This window comes from Mycetocola lacteus, assembly GCF_003667575.1.
GTDB lineage: Bacteria > Actinomycetota > Actinomycetes > Actinomycetales > Microbacteriaceae > Mycetocola > Mycetocola lacteus.
Genome location: NZ_RCUY01000001.1, coordinates 211,850 through 238,320 on the forward strand (window position 1 = coordinate 211,850; position 26,471 = coordinate 238,320).

Annotated in this window: 26 protein-coding genes; 9 read left to right on the forward strand and 17 right to left on the reverse strand. The window is 60.8% G+C overall.

Annotated features, from left to right (window positions below):
- Window positions 1-17: 17 nt before the first annotated feature.
- Together D9V34_RS00955 and D9V34_RS00960 are read right to left on the reverse strand one after the other, a co-directional pair.
- Window positions 18-1,559 carry an ABC transporter permease gene (locus tag D9V34_RS00955; protein WP_121687082.1) on the reverse strand — a complete coding sequence of 514 codons (1,542 nt, stop codon included), beginning with the start codon at window positions 1,557-1,559 and terminating at the stop codon, window positions 18-20.
- 220 nt (window positions 1,560-1,779) lie between these two features.
- A complete protein-coding gene (locus tag D9V34_RS00960; RefSeq protein WP_245991799.1) occupies window positions 1,780-3,519 on the reverse strand; it encodes an ABC transporter family substrate-binding protein in 1,740 nt (579 codons plus the stop codon).
- A gap of 378 nt (window positions 3,520-3,897) precedes the next feature.
- On the opposite strand from D9V34_RS00960, the gene D9V34_RS00965 reads away from it, so the two are divergent.
- On the forward strand, window positions 3,898-4,662 hold the full coding sequence (locus tag D9V34_RS00965) for a CPBP family intramembrane glutamic endopeptidase (protein WP_245991800.1): 765 nt from the start codon (window positions 3,898-3,900) through the stop codon (window positions 4,660-4,662).
- A complete protein-coding gene (locus tag D9V34_RS00970) occupies window positions 4,662-5,207 on the forward strand; it encodes a hypothetical protein (protein WP_121687085.1) in 546 nt (181 codons plus the stop codon). The genes D9V34_RS00965 and D9V34_RS00970 overlap by 1 nt, the downstream gene beginning before the upstream one ends.
- Window positions 5,208-5,333: 126 nt before the next feature.
- Here the strand turns inward: D9V34_RS00970 and D9V34_RS17405 are convergent, their stop codons facing one another.
- Complete coding sequence (locus D9V34_RS17405; RefSeq protein ID WP_147441574.1) at window positions 5,334-5,645, reverse strand: hypothetical protein; 312 nt, start codon at window positions 5,643-5,645, stop codon at window positions 5,334-5,336.
- Between the two features lie 308 nt (window positions 5,646-5,953).
- On the opposite strand from D9V34_RS17405, the gene D9V34_RS17410 reads away from it, so the two are divergent.
- The 5 genes from D9V34_RS17410 to D9V34_RS00995 all read left to right on the forward strand — a co-directional run bounded on the left by D9V34_RS17410 (window position 5,954) and on the right by D9V34_RS00995 (window position 11,950).
- Window positions 5,954-7,009 (forward strand): hypothetical protein, encoded by a 1,056-nt coding sequence (locus D9V34_RS17410; RefSeq protein ID WP_147441575.1) that lies wholly within the window; start codon window positions 5,954-5,956, stop codon window positions 7,007-7,009.
- Between the two features lie 14 nt (window positions 7,010-7,023).
- Window positions 7,024-9,399: a glycoside hydrolase domain-containing protein gene (locus tag D9V34_RS00980; RefSeq protein ID WP_121687087.1), complete on the forward strand. Its 2,376-nt coding sequence runs from the start codon at window positions 7,024-7,026 to the stop codon at window positions 9,397-9,399.
- Window positions 9,400-10,151: 752 nt separating this feature from the next.
- Window positions 10,152-10,649, forward strand: a complete 498-nt coding sequence (locus tag D9V34_RS00985; RefSeq protein WP_121687088.1) for a hypothetical protein — start codon at window positions 10,152-10,154, stop codon at window positions 10,647-10,649.
- Window positions 10,649-11,182 carry a diguanylate cyclase gene (locus D9V34_RS00990; RefSeq protein ID WP_147441576.1) on the forward strand — a complete coding sequence of 178 codons (534 nt, stop codon included), beginning with the start codon at window positions 10,649-10,651 and terminating at the stop codon, window positions 11,180-11,182. Before D9V34_RS00985 ends, D9V34_RS00990 begins: the two co-directional genes overlap by 1 nt.
- A gap of 84 nt (window positions 11,183-11,266) precedes the next feature.
- The gene (locus D9V34_RS00995; protein WP_121687090.1) at window positions 11,267-11,950 is read left to right on the forward strand and encodes an NUDIX hydrolase; all 684 of its coding nucleotides are present in this window, start codon (window positions 11,267-11,269) and stop codon (window positions 11,948-11,950) included.
- Between the two features lie 3 nt (window positions 11,951-11,953).
- On the opposite strand, the gene D9V34_RS01000 is transcribed toward D9V34_RS00995, so the two are convergent.
- The 6 genes from D9V34_RS01000 to D9V34_RS01025 all read right to left on the reverse strand — a co-directional run bounded on the left by D9V34_RS01000 (window position 11,954) and on the right by D9V34_RS01025 (window position 18,984).
- The gene (locus D9V34_RS01000; protein ID WP_147441577.1) at window positions 11,954-13,336 is read right to left on the reverse strand and encodes a hypothetical protein; all 1,383 of its coding nucleotides are present in this window, start codon (window positions 13,334-13,336) and stop codon (window positions 11,954-11,956) included.
- Window positions 13,337-13,650: 314 nt separating this feature from the next.
- Entirely contained in the window at window positions 13,651-14,445 is a 795-nt protein-coding gene (locus D9V34_RS01005) for an ABC transporter ATP-binding protein (protein ID WP_121687092.1), read from the reverse strand.
- Window positions 14,438-15,463 (reverse strand): ABC transporter ATP-binding protein, encoded by a 1,026-nt coding sequence (locus D9V34_RS01010; protein ID WP_121687093.1) that lies wholly within the window; start codon window positions 15,461-15,463, stop codon window positions 14,438-14,440. The genes D9V34_RS01005 and D9V34_RS01010 overlap by 8 nt, the downstream gene beginning before the upstream one ends.
- A complete protein-coding gene (locus D9V34_RS01015; protein ID WP_121687094.1) occupies window positions 15,460-16,344 on the reverse strand; it encodes an ABC transporter permease in 885 nt (294 codons plus the stop codon). The genes D9V34_RS01010 and D9V34_RS01015 overlap by 4 nt, the downstream gene beginning before the upstream one ends.
- Window positions 16,341-17,351 carry an ABC transporter permease gene (locus D9V34_RS01020; protein WP_245991802.1) on the reverse strand — a complete coding sequence of 337 codons (1,011 nt, stop codon included), beginning with the start codon at window positions 17,349-17,351 and terminating at the stop codon, window positions 16,341-16,343. Before D9V34_RS01020 ends, D9V34_RS01015 begins: the two co-directional genes overlap by 4 nt.
- A 61-nt stretch (window positions 17,352-17,412) precedes the next feature.
- A complete protein-coding gene (locus D9V34_RS01025; RefSeq protein ID WP_121687095.1) occupies window positions 17,413-18,984 on the reverse strand; it encodes an ABC transporter substrate-binding protein in 1,572 nt (523 codons plus the stop codon).
- Window positions 18,985-19,155: 171 nt separating this feature from the next.
- Here D9V34_RS01025 and D9V34_RS01030 point away from each other — a divergent pair, with 171 nt between their 5' ends.
- Complete coding sequence (locus tag D9V34_RS01030) at window positions 19,156-19,725, forward strand: Lrp/AsnC family transcriptional regulator (protein ID WP_030148468.1); 570 nt, start codon at window positions 19,156-19,158, stop codon at window positions 19,723-19,725.
- An 85-nt stretch (window positions 19,726-19,810) separates the two neighbouring features.
- Here D9V34_RS01030 and D9V34_RS01035 read toward each other — a convergent pair whose 3' ends face one another.
- From D9V34_RS01035 to ychF, 8 genes are all read right to left on the reverse strand, one after another.
- Window positions 19,811-20,203: an avidin-fold protein gene (locus D9V34_RS01035; protein ID WP_121687096.1), complete on the reverse strand. Its 393-nt coding sequence runs from the start codon at window positions 20,201-20,203 to the stop codon at window positions 19,811-19,813.
- 106 nt (window positions 20,204-20,309) lie between these two features.
- Window positions 20,310-20,495: a hypothetical protein gene (locus D9V34_RS01040; RefSeq protein ID WP_121687097.1), complete on the reverse strand. Its 186-nt coding sequence runs from the start codon at window positions 20,493-20,495 to the stop codon at window positions 20,310-20,312.
- A 359-nt stretch (window positions 20,496-20,854) separates the two neighbouring features.
- Window positions 20,855-21,247 carry a hypothetical protein gene (locus tag D9V34_RS01050; RefSeq protein WP_121687099.1) on the reverse strand — a complete coding sequence of 131 codons (393 nt, stop codon included), beginning with the start codon at window positions 21,245-21,247 and terminating at the stop codon, window positions 20,855-20,857.
- Between the two features lie 131 nt (window positions 21,248-21,378).
- Entirely contained in the window at window positions 21,379-21,870 is a 492-nt protein-coding gene (locus tag D9V34_RS01055) for a hypothetical protein (protein WP_121687100.1), read from the reverse strand.
- The gene (locus tag D9V34_RS01060; protein WP_183091788.1) at window positions 21,867-23,459 is read right to left on the reverse strand and encodes a hypothetical protein; all 1,593 of its coding nucleotides are present in this window, start codon (window positions 23,457-23,459) and stop codon (window positions 21,867-21,869) included. Before D9V34_RS01060 ends, D9V34_RS01055 begins: the two co-directional genes overlap by 4 nt.
- Before the next feature lie 117 nt (window positions 23,460-23,576).
- Window positions 23,577-23,993 carry a PIN domain-containing protein gene (locus D9V34_RS01065; RefSeq protein ID WP_121687102.1) on the reverse strand — a complete coding sequence of 139 codons (417 nt, stop codon included), beginning with the start codon at window positions 23,991-23,993 and terminating at the stop codon, window positions 23,577-23,579.
- The gene (locus tag D9V34_RS01070; protein WP_121687103.1) at window positions 23,993-24,199 is read right to left on the reverse strand and encodes a type II toxin-antitoxin system VapB family antitoxin; all 207 of its coding nucleotides are present in this window, start codon (window positions 24,197-24,199) and stop codon (window positions 23,993-23,995) included. Before D9V34_RS01070 ends, D9V34_RS01065 begins: the two co-directional genes overlap by 1 nt.
- 216 nt (window positions 24,200-24,415) lie before the next feature.
- Window positions 24,416-25,489: a redox-regulated ATPase YchF gene (gene ychF / locus D9V34_RS01075; RefSeq protein ID WP_121687104.1), complete on the reverse strand. Its 1,074-nt coding sequence runs from the start codon at window positions 25,487-25,489 to the stop codon at window positions 24,416-24,418.
- A 142-nt stretch (window positions 25,490-25,631) separates the two neighbouring features.
- Here ychF and D9V34_RS01080 point away from each other — a divergent pair, with 142 nt between their 5' ends.
- A complete protein-coding gene (locus D9V34_RS01080) occupies window positions 25,632-26,411 on the forward strand; it encodes a GntR family transcriptional regulator (RefSeq protein WP_121687105.1) in 780 nt (259 codons plus the stop codon).
- The last annotated feature ends 60 nt before the right edge of the window (window positions 26,412-26,471 follow it).

Here is a 26,471-nt window from a genome sequence, read left to right on the forward strand (position 1 = left end):
AATCATTACCCTGGCCATTAGCGCACCCGAACACGCGGGTCGAGCGCGGCGTAGGCAAGATCCGCGATGAAGTTGAATGCGATCGCCATGATTGCGATGACCACGAAGTAGCCCATGACGGGGTTCACGTCCACCCGCGCAAGCGAGGTGGAGAAGAGGCGTCCCATACCCGAGATGGCAAACACCTGCTCGGTGATAATCGCACCACCCAGCAGCGCACCGATGTCGGCGGCTACGAGCGTTGCGATCGGAATCAGCATGTTGCGGAACGCGTGACGCACCACCACGGTGCGCTCGGGCAGACCCTTGGCGCGTGCGGTGCGGATGTAGTCCTGGTTGAAGACCTCAAGCAGGCCGGCGCGTGCGTACCGGGTGTATCCGGCGAACGAGATCAGCAGCAGCGAGATGGTCGGCAGCAGCAGGTGGGTGAAGCTGTCCAGACCGGTGATCCAGACGTCTCCGGTCAGACCCGGAGTGTTGGCACCCACGGTCGCGATCGGGCGGCCGTTGATGCGCGGGTTGTTCATGTAGGCGGGCCATGCGGCCATGAAGCGATCCAGGATCACAAACAGGAATCCCAGACCCGCGGTGATCGCGGCCGCACGCATCGCCTGACCCTTGTCGGGTCCACCGGTGAAGAATCCGATGATCAGGCCGACCACGATCATCACCAGGAAGATGATGACGAGGGTTGCGGCGCTGGAGATGTTGAACAGCCCCTGCAGGAAGAAGTAGGAGATGTAGACGATCGCACCGGTCACACCGGCGGCGATCAGTGCCCGGCGGTTAGCCAGACCCGAAACGATCGCGGTGACGCCCACGGCGGTTCCGGCGATCAGAACGAACAGTCCCACCGGACCAAGGCCCGGGTGCAGGAACCAGTCGGTCAGCGACATGTAGGTGAGTACGGCAGCGGTGGCGAGGCCCGAGATGATGAACACCTTGAGTCGGCGGGCGGCGTTGCCCCCGACCAGAACCTGCCAGATTGCGGCCGAGACCACGGAGATGATCACGATGAGCACCACGCTCAATCTCGGATCATTACTGAGGAAGTTGTTGTAGCCGATCGCGATGAATTCCTTGAGCAGCACGGCCACCAGGAAGGACGGCAGCGAGAAGAGGAAGAAGCTCAGGAAGGTGATCGACAGGTCGAAACCACTGTGCTGACGCAGGGCGGTCACGATACCGACGACGATTCCCACAACCAGGGCCAGGATGAAGGCCAGGGTCACCATCTGGATGGTGGAGAACATTGCGTCGGGGAGAAGCGTGGTCACCGGGGCGTTGGAGAGGTTCACACCCAGGTTGCAGAGGTTCGCGAACGGGACAACACAGCCGGCAGCGCCGCCGAGCCACATCAGCCAGCGCACGGGCACCGGATCGTTCAGGTTAAGTGCTGCGATTCGTGCCTGAATCAGCTGTTCCTTGTTCGGCGCGCTACTTCCTCGAAGATCCTGAAGCGGATCTCCCGAGCCTGCCGTCAGGATATACATGATGAAGGAGGCAGCGATCAGAATCAGGATGGATACAAAAATCCGTCGAAGGATATAACTCGCCATGTGGTCTACCTCGGAGACCGTTCGATCGATTGGATCGAACGACCCGGTTGCTTTCTGCCCGGCCGGGCTTCGGGTCCGGTGGAGTAGCGGCCCGGAAACACGGTAGTGTTCCGGGCCGTAACCCCACAGTGTGGGGCGCCACGGATTTTCCGCGACGCCCCACACAGTTCACTCTAGTTGTAACAGTATACCTATCGTTTGTTTCCGACAGGTCACAGGGCTACTTGGTGATCTTCCAATCCTGGGCGTTCCACACCAGACCGGTCTGTCCACCGAAGTACTTGATACCGGAGATGGTACCGTTCGTGGCGAACACACCCGGCAGCTGGAACAGCGGCAGGCCGTAAGCGTCGGTAGCGGTAGCGGTGTCGATCTTGATCTTGATGTCTTCCAGAGCCTTCGGGTCCAGAGCAGTCTGGGCGTCGGCAACCAGCTTGTCTACATCGGCGTTGTTGTAACCGTTGTAGTTACCACCACCGTTGGAGGCGAAGATCTGAGCCAGGGCGGAGTTACCGGCACCCGGGGAGACCCAACCGAAGATCGAAGCGTCGTAATTTCCGCCGCTGAGCTCCTTGCCCCAGTCCTTCGATCCACCGTCAACGACGTTGAATCCGGCTTCCTTGGCCGAAGCCTGGATTGCCTTGAAGGTGTCAACACGGTTCGGGTTGACCGAGGAGTAGAGGATACGCACGGTCGGGGTTGCACCGTTCAGGAGTGCCTTGGCACCCTCGATGTCGGGCTTGCCGAAGGCGTCGTAGCCGTTAACCTTGGTGGCGTCCTTGTACTCTGCGTTCTGCGGAACGTAGATCTGCGAGTTCAGAACCTCGGCCTTGTTGTTCACCGGGGTGATGATCGAGTCGAGGATCTGCTGACGCGGGATGGTCTTCAGGAAGGCCTCGCGCACGTTCTTGTCCTTGAACACGTCGGACTTGAAGTTCAGGTCCAGGTGGTCGTAGGCCAGCTGGTCGCCACGCTCGATCTTGGCGTTAGCCTTCTCGAGGGCGGTCACGGTGTCGGCGGAGGTCTGCGGGTAGATCGCGTTGACCTCACCGTTCTGCAGAGCGGAAACCTGAGCGTTGGTGTCACCGATGAAACGGATGATCAGCTCGTCATACGCGGGCACGTTCTTGCCCTTGTACTCCGGGTTCTTCTTCAGGGTGATCGAGGACTCGGCGGTGAAGTCCGAGACGATGAACGGACCGGAGGAAACCAGGAGCGACTTGTCGGTCGGCATCGAGGTCACGTCGTAACCGGTGTTCCAGAACTTCGCGGCTGCCTCGAGGGTCGGGTTGACGGCTGCCGGAGCTGCCGGGTTACCCTTCGGGGTGTCCTTCAGGGTCTTCACGAAGTCGGCCAGCGAAACGCCAGCCTTCTCTGCGATGACGTGTGCCGGCTTGCCCAGCATGTTGACCAGGTTCCAGTCCACGAAGGGCTTGCTGTAGGTCAGGGTCAGCGACAGGTTGTCGTCGCTGATGGTCGGGAACGCGGTCTCGTCGAGACCGGCGGTGCTGCCGGCCAGGTCGAAGTAACGGGTACCGGAGGTCACCTCACCGGCGTCGTTGGTGGTGGCGTCATCGTAGTAGCCCGAGGAGGATGCCCAGGTGAAGAGCATGTCATCGGCGGTGATGGGCTGACCGTCGGACCACTTGAGGTCCTTCTTCAGGGTGTACTTCACGGTGAGGGGCTCGTCCGAAACCTTTTCAAAGGTTCCGATGTCGGTCTCCGGCACAACGTTGTACTTGTCATCCAGGGTCATGAAGCTTCCCAGACCAAGGCCGCCGCTGGTACCGGTCAGGTAACCGACCATACCGTTGGTGTCGAGGTTCGACTGCGGGGTGTCGCCGTTGAAGGAGGTGAAAGCGTTGGTGGTTGCGATCGTGATGGTACCGCCGGACTTGTTACCGGTGGACGAGTCGTCATTCGGGCTAGCGGTGGTGCAGCCAGCCAGAGTGAGTGCCACGGCACCAGCAATCGCACCAGCGACTGCAAAGCGCTTAAAGCGCGTTTTGGTGGAAAGCAATGTTTCTCCTGTGCAAATGGATGAGAGACCGATTCGGGTTCCTGAGAGACCGAACGGTCTATTGGATACCTCGACACTATGCGGTGAATCATGCTGATAGCAAAACCATGCGCGAAAATGTTATTTACCGGAAACATATTTCGCCTAGATTACGAATAACCGTGCCAAATTTCCTTCAATAGCCCTGGAATGCCCTCTCGTAGAACATTCCGAACGTGATGTGGACCTCCTATGCCTGTGACACCGCAAGACCCCAGTGCTGGGGGAAATGTTTCAGCGAGCGCACCGGGTAACGGTGATGGTTCATTGCTTAACCCGGTGGATCGGGGACGCCTCTGGGTCGAGATCGGCATCGTCCTGGCACTCTCGCTCGGCGCGTCGGCCCTCTACTCGATCCTGAGCCTGATCGCCAGCCTCACTGCCGAGAAACCGTTGGGGAGCCAGAGCACCGGTCTCAACCAGGCGACCAGTACTCGGGAGTGGCTCGATTTTGCCAATCAGTTCCTGGGCTTTGCGCTGGGGCTCGCGCCGGTGGCCCTGGTCCTCTATCTTCTGTGGCGGCCGCGTGCCAACCCCTTTAGTGAGCTGGGTCTGGACATCCGTCCCTCTCTGATCGGGAGGGATGCCGGCCGGGCCCTGTTCCTGGTGGCGGTGATCGGCATTCCCGGCATCGGGCTCTACGCAATCGGTCGCCTGCTGGGGATTACGGTGGCCGTGCAGGCTGCACCGCAGGATCAGTACTGGTGGACGATCCCGATGCTGATCCTCGCCGCGCTCAAGGCGGGCCTGCTCGAAGAGGTCATCGTCATCGGCTACCTCTATAAGAGGCTGGACCAGCTCGGCTGGGGTACCTGGAAGATCATCATCGCCAGTGCCCTGCTGCGCGGCAGCTACCACCTCTACCAGGGCATCGGCCCCTTCTTTGGCAACGTGGTGATGGGTGTGGTGTTCGGCTGGTGCTACCGCCGCTGGGGCCGGGTCATGCCGCTTGTGCTCGCCCACACCCTGATCGACATCATCTCGTTTGTCGGCTTCCCGCTCGCACTGGCCTGGTGGCCGGGCATCTTCGGCGTGACCAAGTAGTGGGCTCGCCGTACACCGTTCTCACTTGTCCGCGAGCCGATCGCTGGATTCGTGGCGTCGCGGGCGTCCTCTATATCTGGGGCCTTTTCAGCCTGTGGCGACTGGTGTTCCCCAGCGACGGCATGGCCGGACCACTCGGGCCAAAACTCGACAGCACCGTGATCAACGCCCTCGTGTTCGCCGCGATCTCCCTGCTCCTGCTGGTCCCCACCCCCGCAGGCACCCCTCTGATCGGGAACGTGGCACTTTCGGTGCAACTCGTCATCGCCACCTCTGTCTTCCTGCTCCTGCTGATGTTCTTCTCCTCATCAAGCCCGGTCGGTCCACACGAGATTTCACCCGGCATGTTTCCCACCTACTGGTATCTACTCCTTCAGCACTACGCTGCCGTGGTCATGTTCATCTGGCAGCCGATCATCGCAATCTGGCGCAACGCCTCACGCTCCCCCCGCACCCGCACGGTACTGACAAGCGTTCTCCTTCTCACCACACCGCTGTTCTTCCTGCTCGCCCTGGAACTGTTCCACCTGAACTACACCGGATAGAAGACACGACGTTGAGCCCTCGATACTTCGATACTTCGATGACTTGAGACCTATCAAGACCTCAAAAAGACTGAGACTCGGAAGTTTCCTCCCGAGCCTCAGTCTGATTAACTTATGTGAAGTTTGTTAGCAGTAGCCGAACCCGATGTACTTGTACTTGATCGGAAAACCTCCGAATTGTCCGCCGTACATCTGTGCGGGCCCGAGACTGCGGCACGTATCCCAGAACCAGGTACTGTTTTCCTTGTTCCAAATCTTCATCTTGATTCGGACAGGAGACGAGGTGCAATTGAACGCGGCCTCATCGGTTTGAATAAAAATCACGCGCTCTCGTCCGCAGGGGCTATCCGGCACCGCGTTTGCAGGGGCAGCGGTAATTCCACCCAAACCTGCTGCCAACAGCAGCCCAATAGCAATGCTCGCAAAACGTCGTTTCATACTTCCCCCTTGGATTATCGGTCCGCGCGCATCCTCCGTGATGCCACATCCGACCGGCTATGAGGTGAGCATAGCCGAAAACTTCTTCACGTCAAATGTTGCACAGAACATGACCTAACCAGCATTTTAATTACATCCGTAGTAATAACAAAGTGGGCACATCGTTCGTAGATTTTGCTCTTGCGTGTTGCTTGCAGTGTGTGAATATACTGAACCCGCATCGCCGCATTTGGGGGGCAGTGCACGGGGGAATAGAGCGATGCTTTGTCATCTATACGCTCCTCGTTGGCATACGAGATGGAGATACGATGGCGTCGTTTGAGACGAACGAACGGATTGAAGCACCAAAGCCCGAAGCCTCGGTTTCCCGTCGAAACTTCTTGCTTGTAGCCGGAGCCTTCACCCTGGCGATGACGACAACACAAACGCTGCTGTCACCGGCTCTCTCAAGTTCGGCTACAGTTTCTGGGCCGCTTTCTTCGGCCGTTTCCCTCGCTGGAAATGAGATAACCCATTTCAACACTGCGTTCACGCAAACGTCGCAGTGGATCGTGCCCAGCTCCATGTCCGTAACCCAACAGTTTGCCAAGCTTTCGGACGCTCGCATCACACTGAGTTGGGACCCACGGCTCGCACTTGTCAGCGGCTCGAACGTCATCCTTGCCCACGGCGATTCCATCACGATAGTGGCCGCAGAAATGAGCGGGGACGGACAGATAGCGTTCACCTGGCCATCGGACTTTGCCGCAGACGGGAATGCAGGCAGCGCATCCGTCATGCTCCCACTGCGGGCCAGAGCACTCTATCCATCCGATGGGATCGATGCAGTTGTCCCCACGACCCTTGACGTGACCTGTGTAAACCCGGCCGATTCATTCTCGATGACCGCAAAAGCTAGCGACGCCGCAGCTTCGGGCCTGGCCTGGGGCGCTGAGCTTTCTGCTTTCTGGGAGCCTCCGTCGGAGACCTCTCACGACGCTGAGGCGGCGATTCCCCGTCTTGTTCAAGTCACAAGTGTGGGCCCCGGACCAATTCCGGTTGGTTCGATCATCGCGTTGTCAACTGACCGCAAGGTGATCAATGATGCAAGCGTGGATGCCGTGGCTCCCAACGATCTCACCGCCACCGAAGCACCGTCTGCAACAAACAGCGCACGCCGGGCAGAACTTCAAGTCTTGACCACATCCCTCCAAGCAGCCGTTCCAAGCGGCGCATCGGTTGTCGTGTCTTTCACGGGTGAACTCACCAAAGCTGCAGCTTCAAGCGCAGATCGAACTCGAGCTTCCGTCTCGTTTACCGGCCCGCCCGCCGCAATCGCTATGCAACGAATCACCGGACACGAGTCCGTCACGCTTCAGGATTAGAAGGACTTTAGATAATGGCAGATCCGCTTGTTCGCGCCGCGCAGCTCTATCTCAACTCAACGTATTCAGGCCGTCCCGGCTATGTCGACGCTCCAACTGACGGCAACACAGGCTGGCCAACCATGTTCTCGCTCATCCGAGCGCTTCAAATCGAACTTGGCGTCGCAGGCCCAAGTAACACGTTCGGGCCCGGTACCGAGGCTGCGTTTACCAATTCGATAGGACTACTGAGTTCCATGTCCTCGAACCGGAAAGTCGTCGCAATTCTTCAGTGCGCCCTCTGGTGTAAGGGGTACTCCGGAGGCGATATCGGCTCGGCCTGGGGGTCCACGCTAACCGCCTCAGTCAGCATGGTGAGAAACAACCTCGGTTTGACCGCCGATCCTGTTGCCGTGAACGCAAAGATAATGAAATCGCTGTTAACGATGGATGCTTACGTTCTTCTCAGCGGAGGATCCAACGCAATCCGAGCGGGACAGCAAACTCTCAACCGTCGGTATTCCTTCCGAAAAGACTTCTACATTGTGCCGTGCGATGGTCTCTTCACACGACAAATGCAGCAGGGGCTCATGTACGCACTTCAGTACGAGCTCGGAATGGCCGATGGCGTAGCTACCGGAAACTTTGGCCCGGGCACGATCGCAGGGATCAAGGCAAACGCTCAGGTGAAACTGGGTGACGCCGATGGGCTCAAAAACTTCGTGTCGTTGTTCCAGCTTGCGCTCTCCTGCAACGGCTATTCAACTCCAATTAGTGGAACGTTTGATGCGGCCACCCGTAGTCAGGTAATCGCGTTCCAGACGTTTATGGAAATCGGAGTCACCGGATTCGCCGACTACGGTACTTGGGCGGCACTGTTGGTGAGTACGGGCGATCCGAGTCGGCCCGTTACTGGTATGGACACGATTGACCGTCTAACTGAAGACAGGGTCAACAAGCTGGTTGCAAAGGGATATCGTGTGGCAGGTCGTTACCTCACGGTTGACCAGAAAAGCATCAAGGCCGGAGAGCTGGAAAACATTCTCGACCATGGGATGAGCGTCGTCCCAATTTTCCAGAATTTTAATAACGCCTCAAGATTCTTTACCGAAGAGCTTGGTTTTAGCGATGCAAAGCAAGCCGCCATTCGTAGTCGACAACTCGGTTTTCTGGACAATGTCATTATCTTCTTTGCCGTTGACTATGATGCCACTGGTGCCGAGGCTTCAAGCATCGTCCTGAACTATTTCCGAGGCGTGCAACGCGGGCTCAAAGTATCGCGAGCTGTCACCTACCAGGTAGGAATCTATGGCACGCGAAACGTTGCGGCTACCGTGTATGACGCCGGACTCGCAACCGGAGTCTGGGTAAGCGGGATGTCAACAGGCTACAGCGGAAACCTCGGTTTTAAGATGCCTTCGGAATGGATGTATAACCAAATCCAGGAAATCCCGAACCCTCCAATCCCAACTGCACCCACTGCCGAAAGCAATATCGATCGAAACGTCGTATCCAAGCGGGCACGTCCGGCCACGCGTAATGACGTCGCGCGAGTTCCATTGGTGTATGCACCGGGCCAAGGTGAACTCGGTTGGTCGTTCCATCAACTGAGCTGGCAGCTCACTAAAGTGTTGGTTCTTGCGGAAGAGGCGATGGGATTTCCGCAGACGGAACCTAACAACAGCTTTGGTACCTATATTGTGTTGCGGTATCTTATCGCCGAGACTTACAACTCAATCGAGTGGATCGGATACCTGTTACTGCTTGAGCCTAGTACTGGGACCGGGCAGCTCCCATTTATTACCGACACGTTACTGAAGCTCCAAGAATCCGCCGGGGCATTGGAGCCCCTCCGAACTGCCTATGGACCTAATACGGATCTGCCACATATGGCAGCGACCGCGCTCGGGGTGATGACCTGGGGTACACACGAGGGGCAATATGGGGTCGGATTCGGAGATCTAGGAGGATGGGCGTTGGATTGTGCTCAGCTCTGGGCTCAGTGCTGTCTTTCTCGCGGCCAACAATCAATAGGTGATTGGGTGCGCGCAAACATGGGGCTTCAAGAAAGCAGTGGTTTTGGGCGAGCCGATGTGATCGGAGATGCGGATGGTTGGCTTCTAGGAAGATACATTTCACTTGGGAAAAGATTGGATCAGGCGATGAACGAAGTATTCACCCTCTACCCGTCTGAAGCCGCACGAATTGGGGCCTTTATCAGTCAGCGATTCGGTGCAAACACGCATCAACGGATACTGACCGCGGTGAAATCAGTTTTTGAAGATACCGCAGTGTGGATCAAGCTTCCGCGAGTTAAATTCATGAAGGGCCAACGCGATCCGAACGCATTAGAATTGACCGAGTTTGCTACGGCTGTCGCAGACCGGTTCACCGCGATGGCAACAGAATAAGCAATGGGCAATATACCCCTCGTATATCTTGCACAAATTGCAGCATTCGGCCCTGCAAAGAAAGTAACAACCGATCAGAGTGGCGGTGCGTGATTTCGTGCTAGCAAGTAATCATTCAGCTATGGGCCACATCGTCAGGCCCGTGGTTCAAATCGTTTACGTGATCGTCATTCTCGGCCTGTGTCCACTTGGTTTCCCAGGAGGCGACCCGGCAGGACCGTTAGCTTCTCGGCTCGGATACTCGCTCACGAATCTGATCGTTTTTACAGTTGTCGGGCTCGTTCTAACTAGGTCTCTCCAGTCAGGAAGACCACTTATCGGAACTGTAGCGCTGTCAATTCAACTCACGGTCTATGGCCTAGTTATCCTGTTACTCCTGTTGTTCTTCTCGTCAAGCAGTCCAACTGGCCCACACACAGTTTCACTTCCGCTTCTGCCCACATATTGGTATCAGTTGCTCCATCAGCATGGCGGTTTAGTGATACTAGTTTTCCAACCTGCAATTGCTATCTGGCGAAACAACAGCGGTAGTTCGCGCGTTCAATGGACATTAGCGATTGTCCTTATGGTTTTCCCGCTGCTGTTCATTTCCATGACCGCGTGGCTGTTCCAGATCAATTCACAATAGTCATCGTCGCTAACCGCTGCCAGTCCCGGGTTGATTTGTCACCGTTTAGCAGACTGTGATCTCCATTCGAAACTCATCTCGCACACGAATCGGAGCATAGTACTTGAATGCACTATTCACTCCCATGCTGCGCATTCTCCTGAGCATCGGCTATGCCGCGCTGGCCCCGTTAGTGCTGGTGTGGACGGTCCACTTTAACGTTCATGCCGCTCCGCTCGTTGCGCTCATCCCCGAGTTTTTGACAAGCACGGCAATCACCACCGCGATGGCGCTGGCCCTGCTGATCCCGATTTCACCGGGCACGGCGCTCATCCACTGGGTGGCGGGGCTTCCTCAGATAATGATCAATCTGGCGTTTGTTCTGGTCATGGTGGTGTTGACGAGCACGCCGCCCACGGATCCCGTCGGGGACGAAACGAGCCCCATGATCATCCATAACTGGCCATCTGAACTCGCCCTGTTCACGCCCGCACTCGTGATGAGCGCGGTTCCGGTCATCATGTTTGTTCAGCGAGCCACACGTCACGCGCGGACCCGGAAAGCACTCGCCGTTTCGATGGTGGCGCTCCCGCTGGTTCTCCAGACGGTCACGCTGCTCCTCGCCGTGTCTCGGGGGTTCTAGTGACTGAAGAATTGCCCGTGAAACGGCCGCCGGTTATCGTCCTCGATCCACTCGAAATCATCTCGCGACTGCTGGCCGGGACGCTCTATATTTTTGCTGTTCTCGCGATCCTAACGTGGACCAAGGGCCTGGGACCGTTATATGAATTCACCGGTGGCAACCTCGACGGTCTTCGCGGATGGACGCTCACATATGGAGTCTCGATGGCGCTGCTGGCCGGGACGCTGCTGATCCCCGTCCCCGGCGGACGGATGCTGGTGTCGCCACTCGCTCTGGTTGTGGTCGGGGCCGGCTGCATCGTTCTCCTCGAGATTTTCGGCAACCCCGGCCCTCTCACCGCTTACTCGTCCGAGTGGTGGGGTGCGCTGCTCTTCAATAGCATCTTTGTGTTGTACCCCGTGCTCGCGGTGCTGGGCTTTATTCGCTCGGTCATCCCGCATCGGGTGACTCGCCGGGTACTCGCGTGTGTGTTTCTCGCGCTCGGTCCGGTCACCATCGCGACCCTCGCGCTTCTCACTGTTTCCACCTCCTGACCGGCAACGCCGAGTGATATGCGTTGCTTAGTGTCACCATGACACTAAGCTGAAGTGAACCGCTCAAAACGCCCGGAGGCCTCCATGATCACGTCCGCACCGATCGAACTCGCCGTGTCCACGGTCATCTTTGCGCTGCGTCCCGGGGACGATTCCGGTCGGCGCACGGTGTGGCTTCCGCTGGTACGCCGGATCCGCGAGCCCCAGCAGGGCAAGTGGGCCCTGCCGGGCGGCCCGCTGGAACCCGCACAGGAGCTCTCCGAATCCGCAGCCTTCACCCTGAATGAGACCACCGGGCTCTCCCCCAGCTATCTGGAACAGCTGTACGCGTTCGGAAATGTGGGCCGCTCCCCCGGCAACCGTGTGGTGTCCATTATTTACTGGGCGCTGGTCCGTGAGGAGGAGGCGGCCGAGGCGGTGGTGACCGAAAACGTGCGCTGGTTCCCCGCCGATGATCTGCCCGAGCTTGCCTTCGATCATGCGGAGATTGTTGAGTACGCGCTTGGTCGGCTCCGCGGCAAACTGGAGTACTCGAACCTCGGCCATGCCTTCGTTGGTGAACTCTTCACGCTCTCGGCACTGCGCGAAGTGTATGAGGCTGTGCTGGATAAGCGCATCGATCCGGCCAACTTCCGACGCCAGGTGGAGACCAGCGGACTGGTCCGTGCGACCGAGCAGGTGCAGACCGGCGGGCGCCATCGGCCGGCGCGGCTCTACCGCTTTACGGCCGCCGCGACACAGCTCGCATCACAGTCAGCATCGATCTAGACGCTACTGTCCGATCCCCAGAGATAACGCGGCAGCCGTGGCCCCTCCCAACAGGAGGATCGCTCCGAAGAAACGCGACCTGGGCAATATCGCGGCAACAAAGACGAGCCCGAGTGGAACAAGAGCCATCGCGTAACGGCTCGGCAGCGCGAAGTAATATCCCTCTACCAGAATATTGGACAGCGCGATCAATGGCCCCAAGGTCAGGATGGCGACCCAGAAACCGATCGCCAGGGCTCGAAGGGGACGTCTCGCCGGGATGATCAGTTGGACAAGCGCAGCAACAACCAGCAGGAGTGACCCCGTGCACGCGAGAACCTGGCTCACCGGATTCATATTTTCCATCGGCACGCTTCCCGCCATCAAATCCCAGACAAAACGTCCGGATTCTGACAGCAGTGCCCCCGTCGTGGGTACATCACCGGTGGATACCGGCGTGGGCCCCGCGGCGGGAACCAACGCACGAATCAGCAGCCATGACCCCTGAGCCACGAGCACGGCACCTGCCATCCCGGCAGCAGTCCACAGGTATCGTCGTGGCGTAGGCTCGGTGAAACCGTCACCGAGAAGACGCGTGTGAGACCCGATGCGCGCATGCACCCCCATGCGCCGTGTCATCCCACGGCGGCGTAACCATTCGGCACCCGCACTCCAGATCAGGGCAACCGCGAGCGCCCCCACGATAAACACAGCTTGGAACTTGATCCATACGGCCAGCAGCCCGAGAACACACAGCAACCAACTGGGAACTGCCCGCTGCCACCACGCGATCGCCGCCAATACCAGCCCCGCCCCTACCGTGAGAAGCGCCGCATCGGTCGAGACAAAGGTTGCCGACCACCAGGCTGGAACCGAACCGATGAGCAGGGCCCCCACCGCGACGCCTCGCATCCGGTCCAGCCCGAGCCTCCTCGTGGTGAAATAGAGAAGGATCGCGGCGGCGGCAAGCCACGCTGCACCCGCCATTCGCAGGGCTGACAGGGTGTCCAGACCGGCCAAGACAAAGGGCCGCGATGCGATCCAGGTCACGGCAACATAGATTGGCGTGTAGATATCTACCCCGCTGAAGGACCCACGCGGATAGCTTTCCAGCGGAGCGGTCTGAGTACCGGCGCATCGTTCAAGCTCGGGCGCGCGGCTGAACATCATGCCGTGGCAATCAATCAGGTGACGTGTTTGGTCGTTGATGAGTTCGCCGCGCTGAATGACCGGGTGCTGCGGAAACTTGAGAAGGGCATCGACGTACACGTGCTCATCTACCGGCGAAATAGGCCGCGACTGTGCGACCTGTGCCCCCACAAAGCCGCAGGCGAGAAGGAGAAGAATCAGGATCGCAACAATATCCCGAGAGCGTCTAGATCGAGGGTTCGGCGAAGTGGAGCTCATGCGTGAACCCCGCGACAGTTGAGGGGCCGCATTCGGGTTCCTAAACCAGTCATTTGCAATCTCCGTGCGTCGGTGGGTGCCCAGCCGATCCTATCGGACCGGGGGTTCCCGACTGCTCTCACACGCGGTAACTACAAGGTGCCTGCGTCATGCGGTCGAGGAAAAAGCCCGGTTGTTTCTTGTATGCGTATCGCCCATGAGCGGAACGGAACACTTCTGGATCCATGCCTCGGCACGGGGCGCTCACACCCAATAAACCAGTCCGAGGGTGCCCCGCGTCTGCGGAGCACCCTCGGAGGTTATTCGATCGGACCCTAGTCCTCGGGCAGACCCGGCAGGGTACCGAGGCCGTCCACGGCGGGGATCGCGGCGAGCAGGCGCTGGGTGTAGGGGTCGCGCGGGGAACGCCACACCTGCTCCACGGGACCGTGCTCAACAATCTGTCCCTTGCTCATCACCGCTACCTCATCGGCGATGGTGCGCACCACCGCGAGGTCATGGCTGATAAACAGCATCGACGCACCGGATTCCAAGGCCAGGCGACGCATCAGCTGCGCAACCTTCGCCTGCAGGCTGGCATCCAGCGAGGCAATCGGCTCGTCACCGATCAGCAGGTCCGGACCCGAGGCGATCGCGCGGGCGATCGCGATGCGCTGACGCTGTCCGCCGGAGAACTGGTGCGGGAAGCGGTTTGCTACCTCGGCGGGCAGCTCCACCTCTTCCAGCAGCCCGGCGACGGTCCAGCTGTCACGCTGCGGGTGGATGCGCAGTCCGTCGGCGATCTGGCTCCCCACCGTGCGCCGCGGATTGAGCGAGGCATACGGGTTCTGGAATACCATCTGGATCCGCAGCAGCTCGGCCGGACGCGTCCGCATTCCCAGGGTACGAATCGGGGTGCCCTTGAAGTGGATCGATCCCGAGTGGATCGGCTCCAGCCCGCACACGGCACGGGCCAGGGTCGATTTTCCGCAACCAGATTCGCCCACGAGTCCCAGCACCTGCTTGGGGGCGAGTTCGAAGTTCACACCGTCCACGGCGGTCAGGGTTCCCTTGCCGGGCAGCTTGTACTGCACCCGCAGATCGTCCACGCTCAGCAGCGACTCAGTCATTGCCAGCCTCCTTCTCGGTCGAAGTTTCGGTGGCGGTTTCGGTGGCGGCCTCGGTCGCGGACGCCAGGTCGGCTCCGGCGCCCTCAACGTTCACTGCCTCGGCGGCGGCATCGGTTCCTGTCGCAAGGTCGGCTCCGGCGCCCTCAACGTTCACTGCCTCGGCGGCGGCATCGGTTGCTGTCGCAAGGTCCGCTCCGGCGCCCTCGTGGCTCGGCAGCGCGTCGATCAGCGCCTTGGTGTACTCGTGCTGGGGGTTCCGCAGCACGTTGTACCGGGTCCCCTCCTCCACGATTTCACCCTGACGCAGAACCGCGATGCGGTCGGCCAGGCTGCTCATCACACCGAGGTCATGGGTGATCAGCAGGACCGCGAGGCCCAGCTCATCACACAGCTGACGCAGCAGACGCAGCACGCCCGCCTGCACGGTCACGTCCAGGGCTGTGGTGGGCTCATCGGCGATCAGGATGCGCGGTTCACAGATGATCGCCACGGCGATCGCGATGCGCTGCAGCTGCCCACCGGAGAACTGGTGCGGGTACTTCTTCAACGCCGTTTCGGGCAGCGGCACCTTCACCTTGCGCAGTACGTCCAGCGCCCGCTCCCGTGCCTCTTTTTTGGAGACGCCGGTGTGGGCGCGCAGGTGGTCGGTCAGCTGACGCTCGATGGTAAGCATCGGGTGCAGCGAGGCGGTCGGGTCCTGGAAGACCATACCCACATGCTGGCCGCGAATCTTGCCCATGTCCCGCTCGGGGATGGTGAGCAGATCGCGTCCCTCGAAGGTGATCGCGCCGCCGGTCTTGGCGTTCGTCGGCAGCAGCCGCAGCATGGCCAAACCGGTGATCGACTTCCCCGAACCGGATTCTCCGGCCAGACCGGTGATCTGTCCGGGGATCAGGTCGAGGTTGATCCCGTGCAGGATCTCCTTCTCGCCGATCCGGATGGTCAGGTCCCGGATGGTCAGGCCGTCCGAGGCGTTCGCGTGACGAGCGCCGTCGTACTGATTGTCTAGCTGGCTCACATTGCCCTCCCCTGCACCGCATCCTGTGCACGCGGGTCGAGGGAGTCGCGCAGCGAGTCCCCAATAAAGTTGAACGCCATCACCACGGTGAAGATCGCGAGTCCCGGGAACGCGGCAATCCACCAGGAGGAGAACTGCTGCACGCCGTCGGAGACCATCGCACCCCAGTCGGGCAGCGGCGGGGTGGCGCCGAGGCCCAGGAAGCTGAGGCCCGCGAGCAGCAGGATCGCGGTGCCCACATCCAGCATTGCCAGCACAAAGACCGGCGAGAGGACGTTGGGCAGGATGTCGCGGCGCAGCGTGGTGAACGGGCTGTTACCCAGCAGGCGACCGGCAACCACGTATTCCTGACGCCGCGCGGAGATCACCAGGGAGCGGGTCACTCGGGCATAGGCGGGCCAGGAGACGATCAGCATCGCGATTACGGCGTTGGTGAGGCTCGGGCCGAGGGCCGCGGTAATCACCATCGCCAGGATGATGGTCGGGAAGGCGAACACGAGGTCGGCGATCCGCATGATGATCTCATCCACCGCACGTCCGAAGTAGCCAGCGATGGCACCCAGGGTGCCGCCAACCACCATCGAGGCGACGACGAGGGCCAGGGCGAGCGGCATCGAGATGCGCGCGCCGCTGATCACGCGGCTGAGAACGTCGCGGCCCACGGCGTCGGTACCAAACAGGTGTTCGCCACCGGGCGGCATCAGCCGGTCAAAGTCCTGGGCGAGCGGGTCGAACGGGGCGAGGATCGGCGCGAAGATCGCGATCAGCACCCACAGGGCGGCGATCGTGATGCCGGTGATCGCCAGCGGCGTGCGGAACGCCGGCGCAATCTTCAGCCAGCGGCGCCGCTTGGCGCGCTGGGTCAGGATGTCGGCGCTCATGCGACCCTCACTCTCGGGTCAATGACCCCGTACAAAACATCCACCAGGAAGTTCAGTCCGATGTAGACAAAGCCCACGATCAGACCGACACCCATGATGGCGGGCAGGTCCAGCTTGGTCGCGGCGGCAAACGAATACTCACCCAGGCCGTGCCAGGAGTACACCTTCTCCACCAGGACGGTGCCGGAGAGCAGCGCACCAAACGCGAGGCCCAGGACCGTGATGATCGGAACCAGCGCACCGCGCAGCACGTAGCCAAAGACCACGGTGCGACGCGGGAGTCCCTTGGCGGTGGCGGCCTTGACATAGTCCAGGTCGAGCACCTCCAGCACGGCCGAGCGGGCGAAGCGGGTCAGCAGACCGATCGTGTAGAGGGCCAGCACCGAGGCGGGCAGCACCAGGTGATACACGGCATCCCAGAAGGTGCCCCACTGCCCGGCGATCAGCGCGTCCACGGTGTACAAACCGGTGACCTGCGGCGGGGCGATGGACACCGGATCCAGACGCCCGGAACCGGGGAAGATCCCGAGCACAAAGAAGAAGACGTAGTAGACCACGAGGGCCAGCCAGAAGGTCGGCCAGGACAGACCGATCAGGCTCACCACGCGGATGATCTGGTCGATGATCGTGCGCTGCTTGAGCGCGGCCCACAGTCCCAGGCCGATGCCGATCAGGGTCGAGAAGACGATCGCGGCCAGGGCCAGTTCGATGGTCGCGGGCACCGCGGAGGCGAGCTCATCGGCCACCGGCATCCGGGTCTGCGTGGACACACCGAAGTTCCCATGCAGTACGTTGTTCAGGTAGGTGAAGTACTGCACCACGAGCGGCTGGTCGAGACCGTTATCCGCGCGGAACTTGGCCACGATCGAGGGATCGGCGGCCGCCTGCTCACCCAGGGCTGCCTGCACCGGATCGGCGGGCACCAGGTTGGTGAGGATAAAGGTGACCACGGTCACCCCGAACATCAGCAGGACACTCAGCCCGAGCCGTATTGCGACGTAGCGCACGAAGGGGGGGATGCCCCTCCGTGCGCTACGGTCAGCCGTCTGAGTCTGGACGGCGGCAGTGTTACTTGATGAGGGCAAGGTCCACGGTCCAGACCGGGTTGGTGGTCACCGAGGTGATGCTCGGGGCGGTGACGATGCTCTGAGCCGGCTGCAGCAGCGGCACAAACGGTCCGCTCGCGTTGAGCTCCTTCTGCCAGGCCTCGTAGGCGGCGGCACGGGCGTCTCCGGTGGCGGCCTTGGCGGCGTTTGCCAGCTCGGTCACCTTGGGGTCGGCACCCGCGGGCCAGCCGGCGCGCAGACCGACGAGCTCACCGGGCGAGAACACCAGGTAGTTCGAGGCGTCCGGGAAGTCCGGACCCCAGTACCAGAGACCCACGGTCTCGGTGCCGTTGCGGTAGGCGTCCAGCTCGGTGGCCACCGGGGCGGGGGCCAGGTTGATGTCGATGCCGACATCCTTGAGCTGTGCCTGCACGGCCTCGGCGACGTTCTGCAGCGAGAGACCCTGCACGGTGATGTCGTTGGGGAAGTTCAGGGTAACCTTCTCGCCGTTGTATCCCGAAGCCTTGAGGGCTTCCTTGGCCGCCTCAACATCGCGCTGGTTGCCCTGCTTGGCGTCGATCGCACCCACAAACAGCGAGGGGATCGGACCACCGGGGCGGACGGATCCGTCGCCGGCCATCTTGACGATCTTGTCGTAGTCAATGCCCAGCTTGACAGCCTTCAGGAAGTCCGGGTTGCTGGTGATCTGGCTGACATCCTTGTTCTGGTTCAGCAGCAGGAAGATCATGTAGCGCGAGGGGTCCGAGGTGATCTTGACCTTGGAGCCGGCAAGCTCGGCAACCTGGTCCGGGTTCAGGTCAAGCGCAACCTGCGACTCGCCCTTTTCCACGTTCAGCTTCTGGGTCGGACCGGCCACGTTGCGCAGCACGACCCGCGAGTAGGCGGGCTTGGGGCCGTTGTACTCGGGGTTGGCGGTCAGCACAACCTGCTTGGCGGCGTCGAAGGACTCCAGCTTGTAGGGGCCCGAACCGGCGGAGGTCTTGTTGAGGAAGGCTTCGGCCTTGTCGCTCTCGGTGTCCGAGCCACCGTTTGCCTCGACAACCTTCTTGTTCACCACGGACAGGGCGGGGTTCGGCAGGATGAAGGGCAGGGCCGGGTTGGGCTCGGCCGAGGTGAGGGTCAGGGTGTCATCACCGGTCTTGGCAACGGTGATCCCGTCGAGCAGGAACGAGGGGTTTCCCTTGACTCCCTGGACGCGGGTGAGCGAGAACACGGCGTCGTCCACGGTCACCGGGGAGCCGTCGGAGAACTTGGCTCCGGGCTTCAAGGTGAGGGTCATCACGGTGTTTTCGGGGTTCATGGTGTAGCTGGCCAGGCCGTCGACCGGCTTGGTGACGTCGTTGCCTTCGAAGGTCAGCAGCGTCTGGTAGAGCGCCTTGGCGACGATCGACCCGGTGGTCTCGTACTGGCGGTTGGGGTCGGCGGTCTTCAGGTCGAACGAGGCGTCAACCACGAGGGACTTGCCTGCGTCACCCCCTCCGGCTGCACCGTTGCCGCCGGCGCAACCCGACAGCGCGAGGGCGGCCGCGACGACCAGACCGGCTGTGGCGGCGCTTTTCCTCGAGAACTTCATGTTGTGGCCTCCTCTTTGTTACCCGAGATGGATAACTATTTACAAAAGTTATGTGATTCGCGATTATTGTGTCAAATACGAAAGAAAAATGCGATATTCGTTCTTTGATTTGCCGAGTATGTGGCATTTCATCCAAGATCCGCAGAATAATTCCATCCCCGGGGAGACAGAATGCAACTCGACGATATTCACATCCGCATGGTTGACCTGCTGCGCCGCAATGGACGGCTGTCCATCGCGGCGCTGGCGGACCAGTTGGGGATCTCCCGTTCGAACGCCTACCAGCGCTATGACTGGCTGATTGAATCCGGTGTGATTACCGGATTTACCGCCACCCTGGATTTCCGGGCGGCGGGGTTTGGCGTGGCCGCGCTGGTGTTTGTATCACTCGAACAGCAGCAGTGGGGTGAGTTTCGTGAGCGTCTGAAAACGGTGCCGGAACTGGAGTATTTCGCGGTGACCGCCGGCGAGCATGACGGCATGCTGTTGGTGCGTGCGGCGGACGTCGCGGCAATTCATGAGCTTGTGGCGTTGAATCTTGCGCAGTGGTCCTGCATCAAATCCACCGAGACGGTGTTCGTGATGGATGAGCAGTGGGATCGGGTCAGCCTGGGTGCTGGCTTTGCCGGCCGGGCGCTGCGTTCGCCCGGAGAGTGGGCGGGGGAATCCCCGCTGGGTTCCACCCGGCACCTGCGGATCGCGGAGCCGGGTGAGGAGGATGAGGGCGCACCGTTGCGCTAGCTCATCCCCCACCAAAATGGGTGGAAGGCCCGAGATGTTCCTCGCCGCCGGAAAGCTATTCGCGGCGGCATCGGGCCCGCGCGGTCTAGTTCGCGGCGACCTCGCGGCACACGCTGAGCTGCGGCTCACCGTTGGCGCCGACGTAGAACTCGGTCAGACGCAGCAGGCCGTCGGCCTGACGGGAGATGATCGTGGTGTCGTTGCCGTGCACCAGGTTGCCGTTCTTGGACCGGTGGTTGTAGGACATGTGCAGGGTGTCACCCTCACGGATACCGGAGAAACGGCCCTCGATCACGGTGTCGCCGGTGTAGTCGCCCCACACCACACCCTCGTTCTCGAAGTAGCGGAACAGGGTCGGCTCGGCGGCCACAACGCTGGTGGTGGACGTGACCATTTCGAACACCACGTTGTTCAGCGAAACGTCTTCACGTTCGCCCTCAACGGCGCTGAAATCTACGGCAATATTGGCCTGAATCATGGGATTCTCCAGTCGGAAAATGGGGCGCTCCCGAGGAGCGGCGGGGATCGAGGTGACCGCACAGGGTCACCGGGGTCACGTTACACCAGTTGTGGTGGTCACTACGTCAACGTAGTATCAGATCAATCACCTCGCGAGCATTCAGCAGAACGTCTGCGCGGTCGTAACGAGGAACCGATTCCCCATCAAAGAAAGCATCCAGGATCTGCATAATCTCGCGCACCGTGGTGATTCTTAGGTAGGCAATGAGGAGCCTAATATCCTCCAGATCCTTCGCCCGATATGCGGACATCTACATCGCCAGAAGTACGCGCGGGGATGCAACCTCGTACGTCAGCCCCCCGGTTCTCCTGTGCATCGTGCTCTCCAACGGTTCCCCTCCCGGGATAAACGCTGATGCGTTGAAACTCAGCCAGTCCGTCGGGAGGCCCTCATCAAGCGCAATTTGTGATGCAATGTCTCGCAGAACGTCCCGTTGGACAGAATGCGCATCGATATCTAGCGTGGCCGTCGTGCGACCATAAGCGATAGTCATCGCGGCCCCACCGATGATGTACAGGTTTGCTGTCCGACCACGCGCTTCGAGTTCCGCACCGAGACGGTCCAAGAGCTCAAAAATGCGTGCGTTGCCGAGCCCAAACACATTCAATCCTACGCGGTTGCCAGGTCTGAAAGCTCGTACCAGACATTCTGCTCCGCCAGCGATAGCGGTGTCCGTTCGCGAATTCTCTCGCGGTAGATTTCGGTGAGGTCTCGATCCGCTCGGAGGTAAACCGGTGTCGGGCTCGGCTCACGTTCGGTCCAGGGCGGCGGCGTCTTTCCACGCGTTTCATACGCCAATCGAACCGCCGATGTGGAAAGAGTATCCCATCGAGAATCGCCCGCAAGCACGGGGGCAGTCCTCAACGAAGTGACTTGCGAGCACTCCGCCTCAGCCACGGCCGCGTCAAAAATCTCGGAAATCAAGCGAATCGCAAACAACTCGTCACCCCGTGCGATGCAATCGCTGAGGGTATCAAAGCAGTTCGCCAGATGGCTCGTCATGCACCGATCCTAACTCAGCCAGGTTCCCATTGACATGGTTCGCCCCGGATGCCCGTATAGAACCAGGGGTTTGGCCCACGTAAAACGCAGAGCGCGCCTCGGCCACGTCCACGCGGATCGGCTGTGGACACCTATCCGGGATGGGCGTGGCGGCCGATTTGGCCGGTGGGCGTTCGGCGCGGGCGATTGACCCAAATCTGCCAGGTCAGCACAAGAATCAGGACGACCGCTACCGTCCAAGGTTGCCAGATTGACCCGTCGGCTTCCCCCTCCGCGGTCACAATATTGAACAGGCCGTTGGTGGTGATTCCGCCCTCTCGATAGCTCGCGCGAACGGTTCCGTCGGCACTGTCCAGCGGACCGGACAGCCCGGTGTGCGGAAGGCTGATCGTGCCGTCATCGCTGTCCCAGCGGCCCTTACTTGAACACGAGGAATTCCGGTTGAGAAAACCACGCGTACACTCACTTTCGGTATACGTTCCCCAGTGCAACGGGAGGCTCAGCGCGGCGATGCCGCCGACCCCCATAATCACGGACAGCACAATCGCAAGACTCAGTCCACCCAGGACCACCGGGCGCTTTGCAAACGCCGCGACGATAAGTGTCCCCAGACCGTGCCTCACCGCAGTTCGTGCTGTTCTAGGGCCACGTCCTGTCCAGGTGGATTGGGGAGCAGGGAGTCCGTGCGCCGCTCACTCTCCGGGATATGCATGGCCGCCGCGAGCAGGTTCGCCAGTCGGCGAGCGGATTCCAGCGCCGGCCCCGCTGCGGCCCAACGGTCGAACGTGAGCTTGATGTTGGATTCGGCGGTAATCAGATCGAGAACCGCGCCCTGCTTGCCTCGCTCGGTGAACCGAACGTAACGCACATCCGAGAGCGAAATTTCCCGCTCGATACTTCCCTGCTTGAGCAGCGCTCCGTGGGAGGAGAGCAGCACTCGGTGAGGGGTCACCACCAGGTAGGCACCCCCGGAAATGAGCCGATCCTCGTTCACATCCGCAAGCGCGATCGGAGCCTCTCCCTTGGGAAGCACCAGGGATAGTATTCGCAGCACGGCATCCGCCGACTCATCTGGATCAACGACCAGCACACCGGGCACGGAGACCGTCCTGGTGCGTCGGACGGAATTGGAAATGGCCGCAACCTGATCACCCAGATACCGGGCAATCTCGACCACCTCGTTTGCCGATTGACGCTTCGTGGTGAAGGGCAGGCTTCTGTCCGCGGGCAGTTCAACGATGAGTCCACACTGGCGTTCCAGCTCGTCAACCAGGTCTTTGATTCGCGCCACCGATGCCGTGTACTCACGCCGAGTCTGCGCAACCAGCGTCTCAACGATGGGTGCGTTTTCCGATTCGTTGCCCAAATCGTGTCTGATGTGTGCGGCCCGCAGGACCTGTGCACGGTGCCAGGATCCCTCGGCCATCAGCAGACCGTGAACGTCGGCGAAAATGCGTTCATAGTTCTTCTGCACGTAGGCGCGTCGCCCACGGGGGTCGCCCGCAAGCATCTCGATGTGCTCGCGTACCTGACGGTCGTATGCGGTCTTCAGCTTGCGAAAATCAGCTTCCCTGGTGGAGACCGCTGCATAGATGTGATCGTTGACCACGCCCGCGGCCTGAGCCTCGGCCACCGCACGAATCGTCGTGTCATACAGGCCTCGCAGGGTGTCCATCTGGTCCTGTTCCAGGAAGCGCTGAACGCTCTGGGTCAGCTCAATGTTGGTATCAACCCGGCGCGAAATCGATGCGATTTGAATCTGCAACGCCAGCAGTGCCATCGCGGGCCCCAGCGTGGCGAGCACGGCGGCGCTCTGCGCTCCGGCCGCGGGTGCCCAGCGAATCGACGCCGCGGCCTTCCCCTTTTCTCCCACCAGGGTGCCGAGATTCCATCCGTTTGACACCATCGGCTTCATCGTCTGCAGCTGTTTGATCGTCTCGGGGGCAAGCCGGACCAGGCCCTGCGCGCTGACCACCCCCTGTGCACCCTGCGCAACCACGGTACCGGCACCGGAGACGATGGCCAGGGCGTCCGTCAAGCTCCGGGCGTTGCTCTCGCCCAGCACCTCAAACGGGACAAGATTCATGTCAATCGGGGGCGTTTGCGCGAACACCACGGCAAACCCATGTTCAATCTCAACCAGCGTCATCTCCGACCCATCGGAGAGCTGCGCCTCATCCGTCTCGGATGATCCCTCGCTCACAACCATCACAATCACTCCTTCGTCGGCACAGCAAATTGTGCCACACGTGGGCAACCTTCACACGGCGGCTCGCGCGGTCACGCTCGCGCAGGAGAATGCTCCCCCGTATGCGCACAGAGAGATGAATCAGGATGGTGTCGAAGCGACGTATTGGTACTTCAGGTCCGACACTGCCGCAACGTGGGCGAAATCTAGGTCCGCAGCCAGCACCGTTGCGTCATTCACAATCGCATATCCCTTGATGAGAATGTCCAGTGCACACGCGGCACGAACAAGGCCAGATTTCCATAAGGAACTCTGAATATCGAGCACGAGAGATTCGTCAGGTGCCCGCTCCAACGGAAATCCCAGAGAGATTTTCTCCCGATAAAGTGCGTATTCTTCGGGCGTCCGAGCGCTATGGCAAAATTCCAGCACCTGTGGCGGACAGGTCACAAAAAGATCTGCCGGCGCACGCTCAATGCGGCGCAACTCTGCGGTAATCGCACGGTCACCGGACGCCAGCCGCGCCCAGACGGAGTTGTCAACCAGAAAGTCGACCATTAGGGCGTGGGCGGGATTACCGGGGCTCCCAGCTCCGCTTCAAGATTGACCAGCTCGGAAATACCATCGATCATCGCGGCCTTCTGTTTGTATGCAATGAGCCGACGAAGAGCAAGATCGAGGACGGCACGGTTGGAGCGCTCACCGGTGAGCTCCCGAGCACGCTCAATCAGCTGGGGATCTAGGTCAACACTGGTGACTTCCATGACAAACCCCTCTCTTTATGGTTCGTTATATAGCTCGCTCCGAGGTTGGCCCGGACGTGGTTGAGCGACAACTCATCGGCGCTGTCACTCGGGTACGCACACCTTAAATGTCGATGCCGTGTGATAACTGAGCATCCAGAATCGAAAACATCCCGTCGCCCCCAAACGACAACGGTCCGCCTCCCGAGGGAAGCGGACCGTGTGCAGAAAGTGGGACTAGACGTTGAAGCGGAACTCCACCACGTCGCCATCCTGCATGACGTATTCCTTGCCCTCCATGCGGGCCTTGCCCTTGGAGCGGGCCTCGGCAACCGAACCGGTTTCCACCAGGTCGGCAAACGAGATGATCTCGGCCTTGATGAACCCACGCTCGAAGTCAGTGTGGATCACACCGGCGGCCTGCGGAGCCTTGGCACCCTTGGGGATGGTCCAGGCGCGCGACTCCTTGGGGCCGGCGGTCAGGTAGGTCTGCAGGCCCAGGGTATCGAACCCGATGCGAGCGAGCTGGTCGAGACCAGACTCGGTCTGGCCGGTCGAAGACAGCAGCTCGGCGGCGTCCTCCTCGTCCAGGTCGATCAGCTCGGACTCCAGCTTGGCGTCCAGGAAGATCGCCTGTGCGGGGGCCACCAGGGCGGCCAGCTCGGCGCGCTTCTCGTCGCTCTGCAGGACCTCCTCATCCACGTTGAACACGTAGATGAAGGGCTTGCCGGTGAGCAGACCGAGCTCGCGCACGGGCTCCAGGTCGATCTTGGTGGCGGAGAGCGGGGTGCCGGCATTCAGCGCGGCGAGCACCTCGTTTGCAGTCTCCAGGGCGGCGGGATCGATGCGCTTGCCCTTGACCTCCTTCTCCAGACGCGGGATGGCCTTCTCAACCGTCTGCAGGTCCGCGAGGATCAGCTCGGTGTTGATGGTCTCCATGTCGCCGGCCGGGTTGACCTTGCCGTCCACGTGCACCACGTCGGAGTCGGCGAATCCACGCACCACCTGGGCGATCGCGTCGGCCTCACGAATGTTTGCCAGGAACTGGTTTCCCAGCCCCTCACCCTCACTCGCACCACGCACGATGCCCGCGATGTCCACGAAGGAGACCGCGGCGGGCAGGATCTTCTCGCTGCCGAAGATCTCGGCCAGCTTGGTCAGGCGCACGTCAGGAAGGTTCACCACCCCGACGTTGGGCTCGATCGTCGCGAACGGGTAGTTCGCCGCGAGCACCTGGTTCTTGGTCAGGGCGTTAAACAGGGTTGACTTGCCAACGTTGGGCAGTCCGACAATTCCGATAGTGAGGGCCACGAGGATCTATCGTACCCGGCCAGATGGACCGGGGCCAGCCGAGCGCGCGCGGCGAACGTTCTGGGCATCCGTTATTCTCACACGCTGCGTTGTTAGCCTGCGCTTCATATGCTCGCCCACACCGGGAAATCTGAGGTAACTCATGCAGACACCTAGCCGGAACATCACGCCCCTTTCGCTCGACCTTGCCCGAGGCCGAGACGTTCCGCTCTATCGACAACTCGCCGATCAACTTCGCGATGCCATCACCGATGGAACGCTGCCTCCGGGAAGCAGACTCGACAACGAGATTGTGTTGGCACACCGCCTGGGCATTTCCCGACCGACCGTACGGCGCGCGATCCAGGAGGTTGTCGCCGAGGGCCTGCTCACTCGGCGACGCGGTGTGGGCACACGCGTGGCACACACGCGTATCCGGACCGCAATCGAGCCACTGGGCATCGTCGAGTCGCTTGAGCGCGACGGACACCGCCCCGGCAGCAAGGTTCTCGAGCAACGCACGATACCCGCCTCGGCGCTGATTGCCACCCTCCTGGAACGTGCGGACGGCACGCCGGTGCATCATTTCCGCAGGCTTCTGAGCAGCAATCAGGCACCATTTGCGATCCTCACAAACAATGTGCCCGCCGACCTCAAGGTTCCCGGCTTCCACCGGCTGAGTGACACCGGCTCGTACTCCCTTCTTCGCGCCGCGGGCATCCTCATTCACAGCGTCGATGAACGGCTCATCTCCCGTCAACCAACCCCGGCCGAGACCGGATTACTCAGTCTCGGCACGGACGGGGTTATTCTCGAGCGCACCCGGATATCGCGGGATTCCGCGGGCCGACCGGTCAGCGTGGGCATCCACGCATTTCGAGGGGATCTGATCGCCATCGGTGTCTCCGCCATCGGTGTCTCCGCCGCCGGCGAGCTTCGCTAGCCGAGCATCGGTAGCCGAGCGTCCGTAGCCGAGCGTCAGTGGCCGAGCATCGGTAGCCGA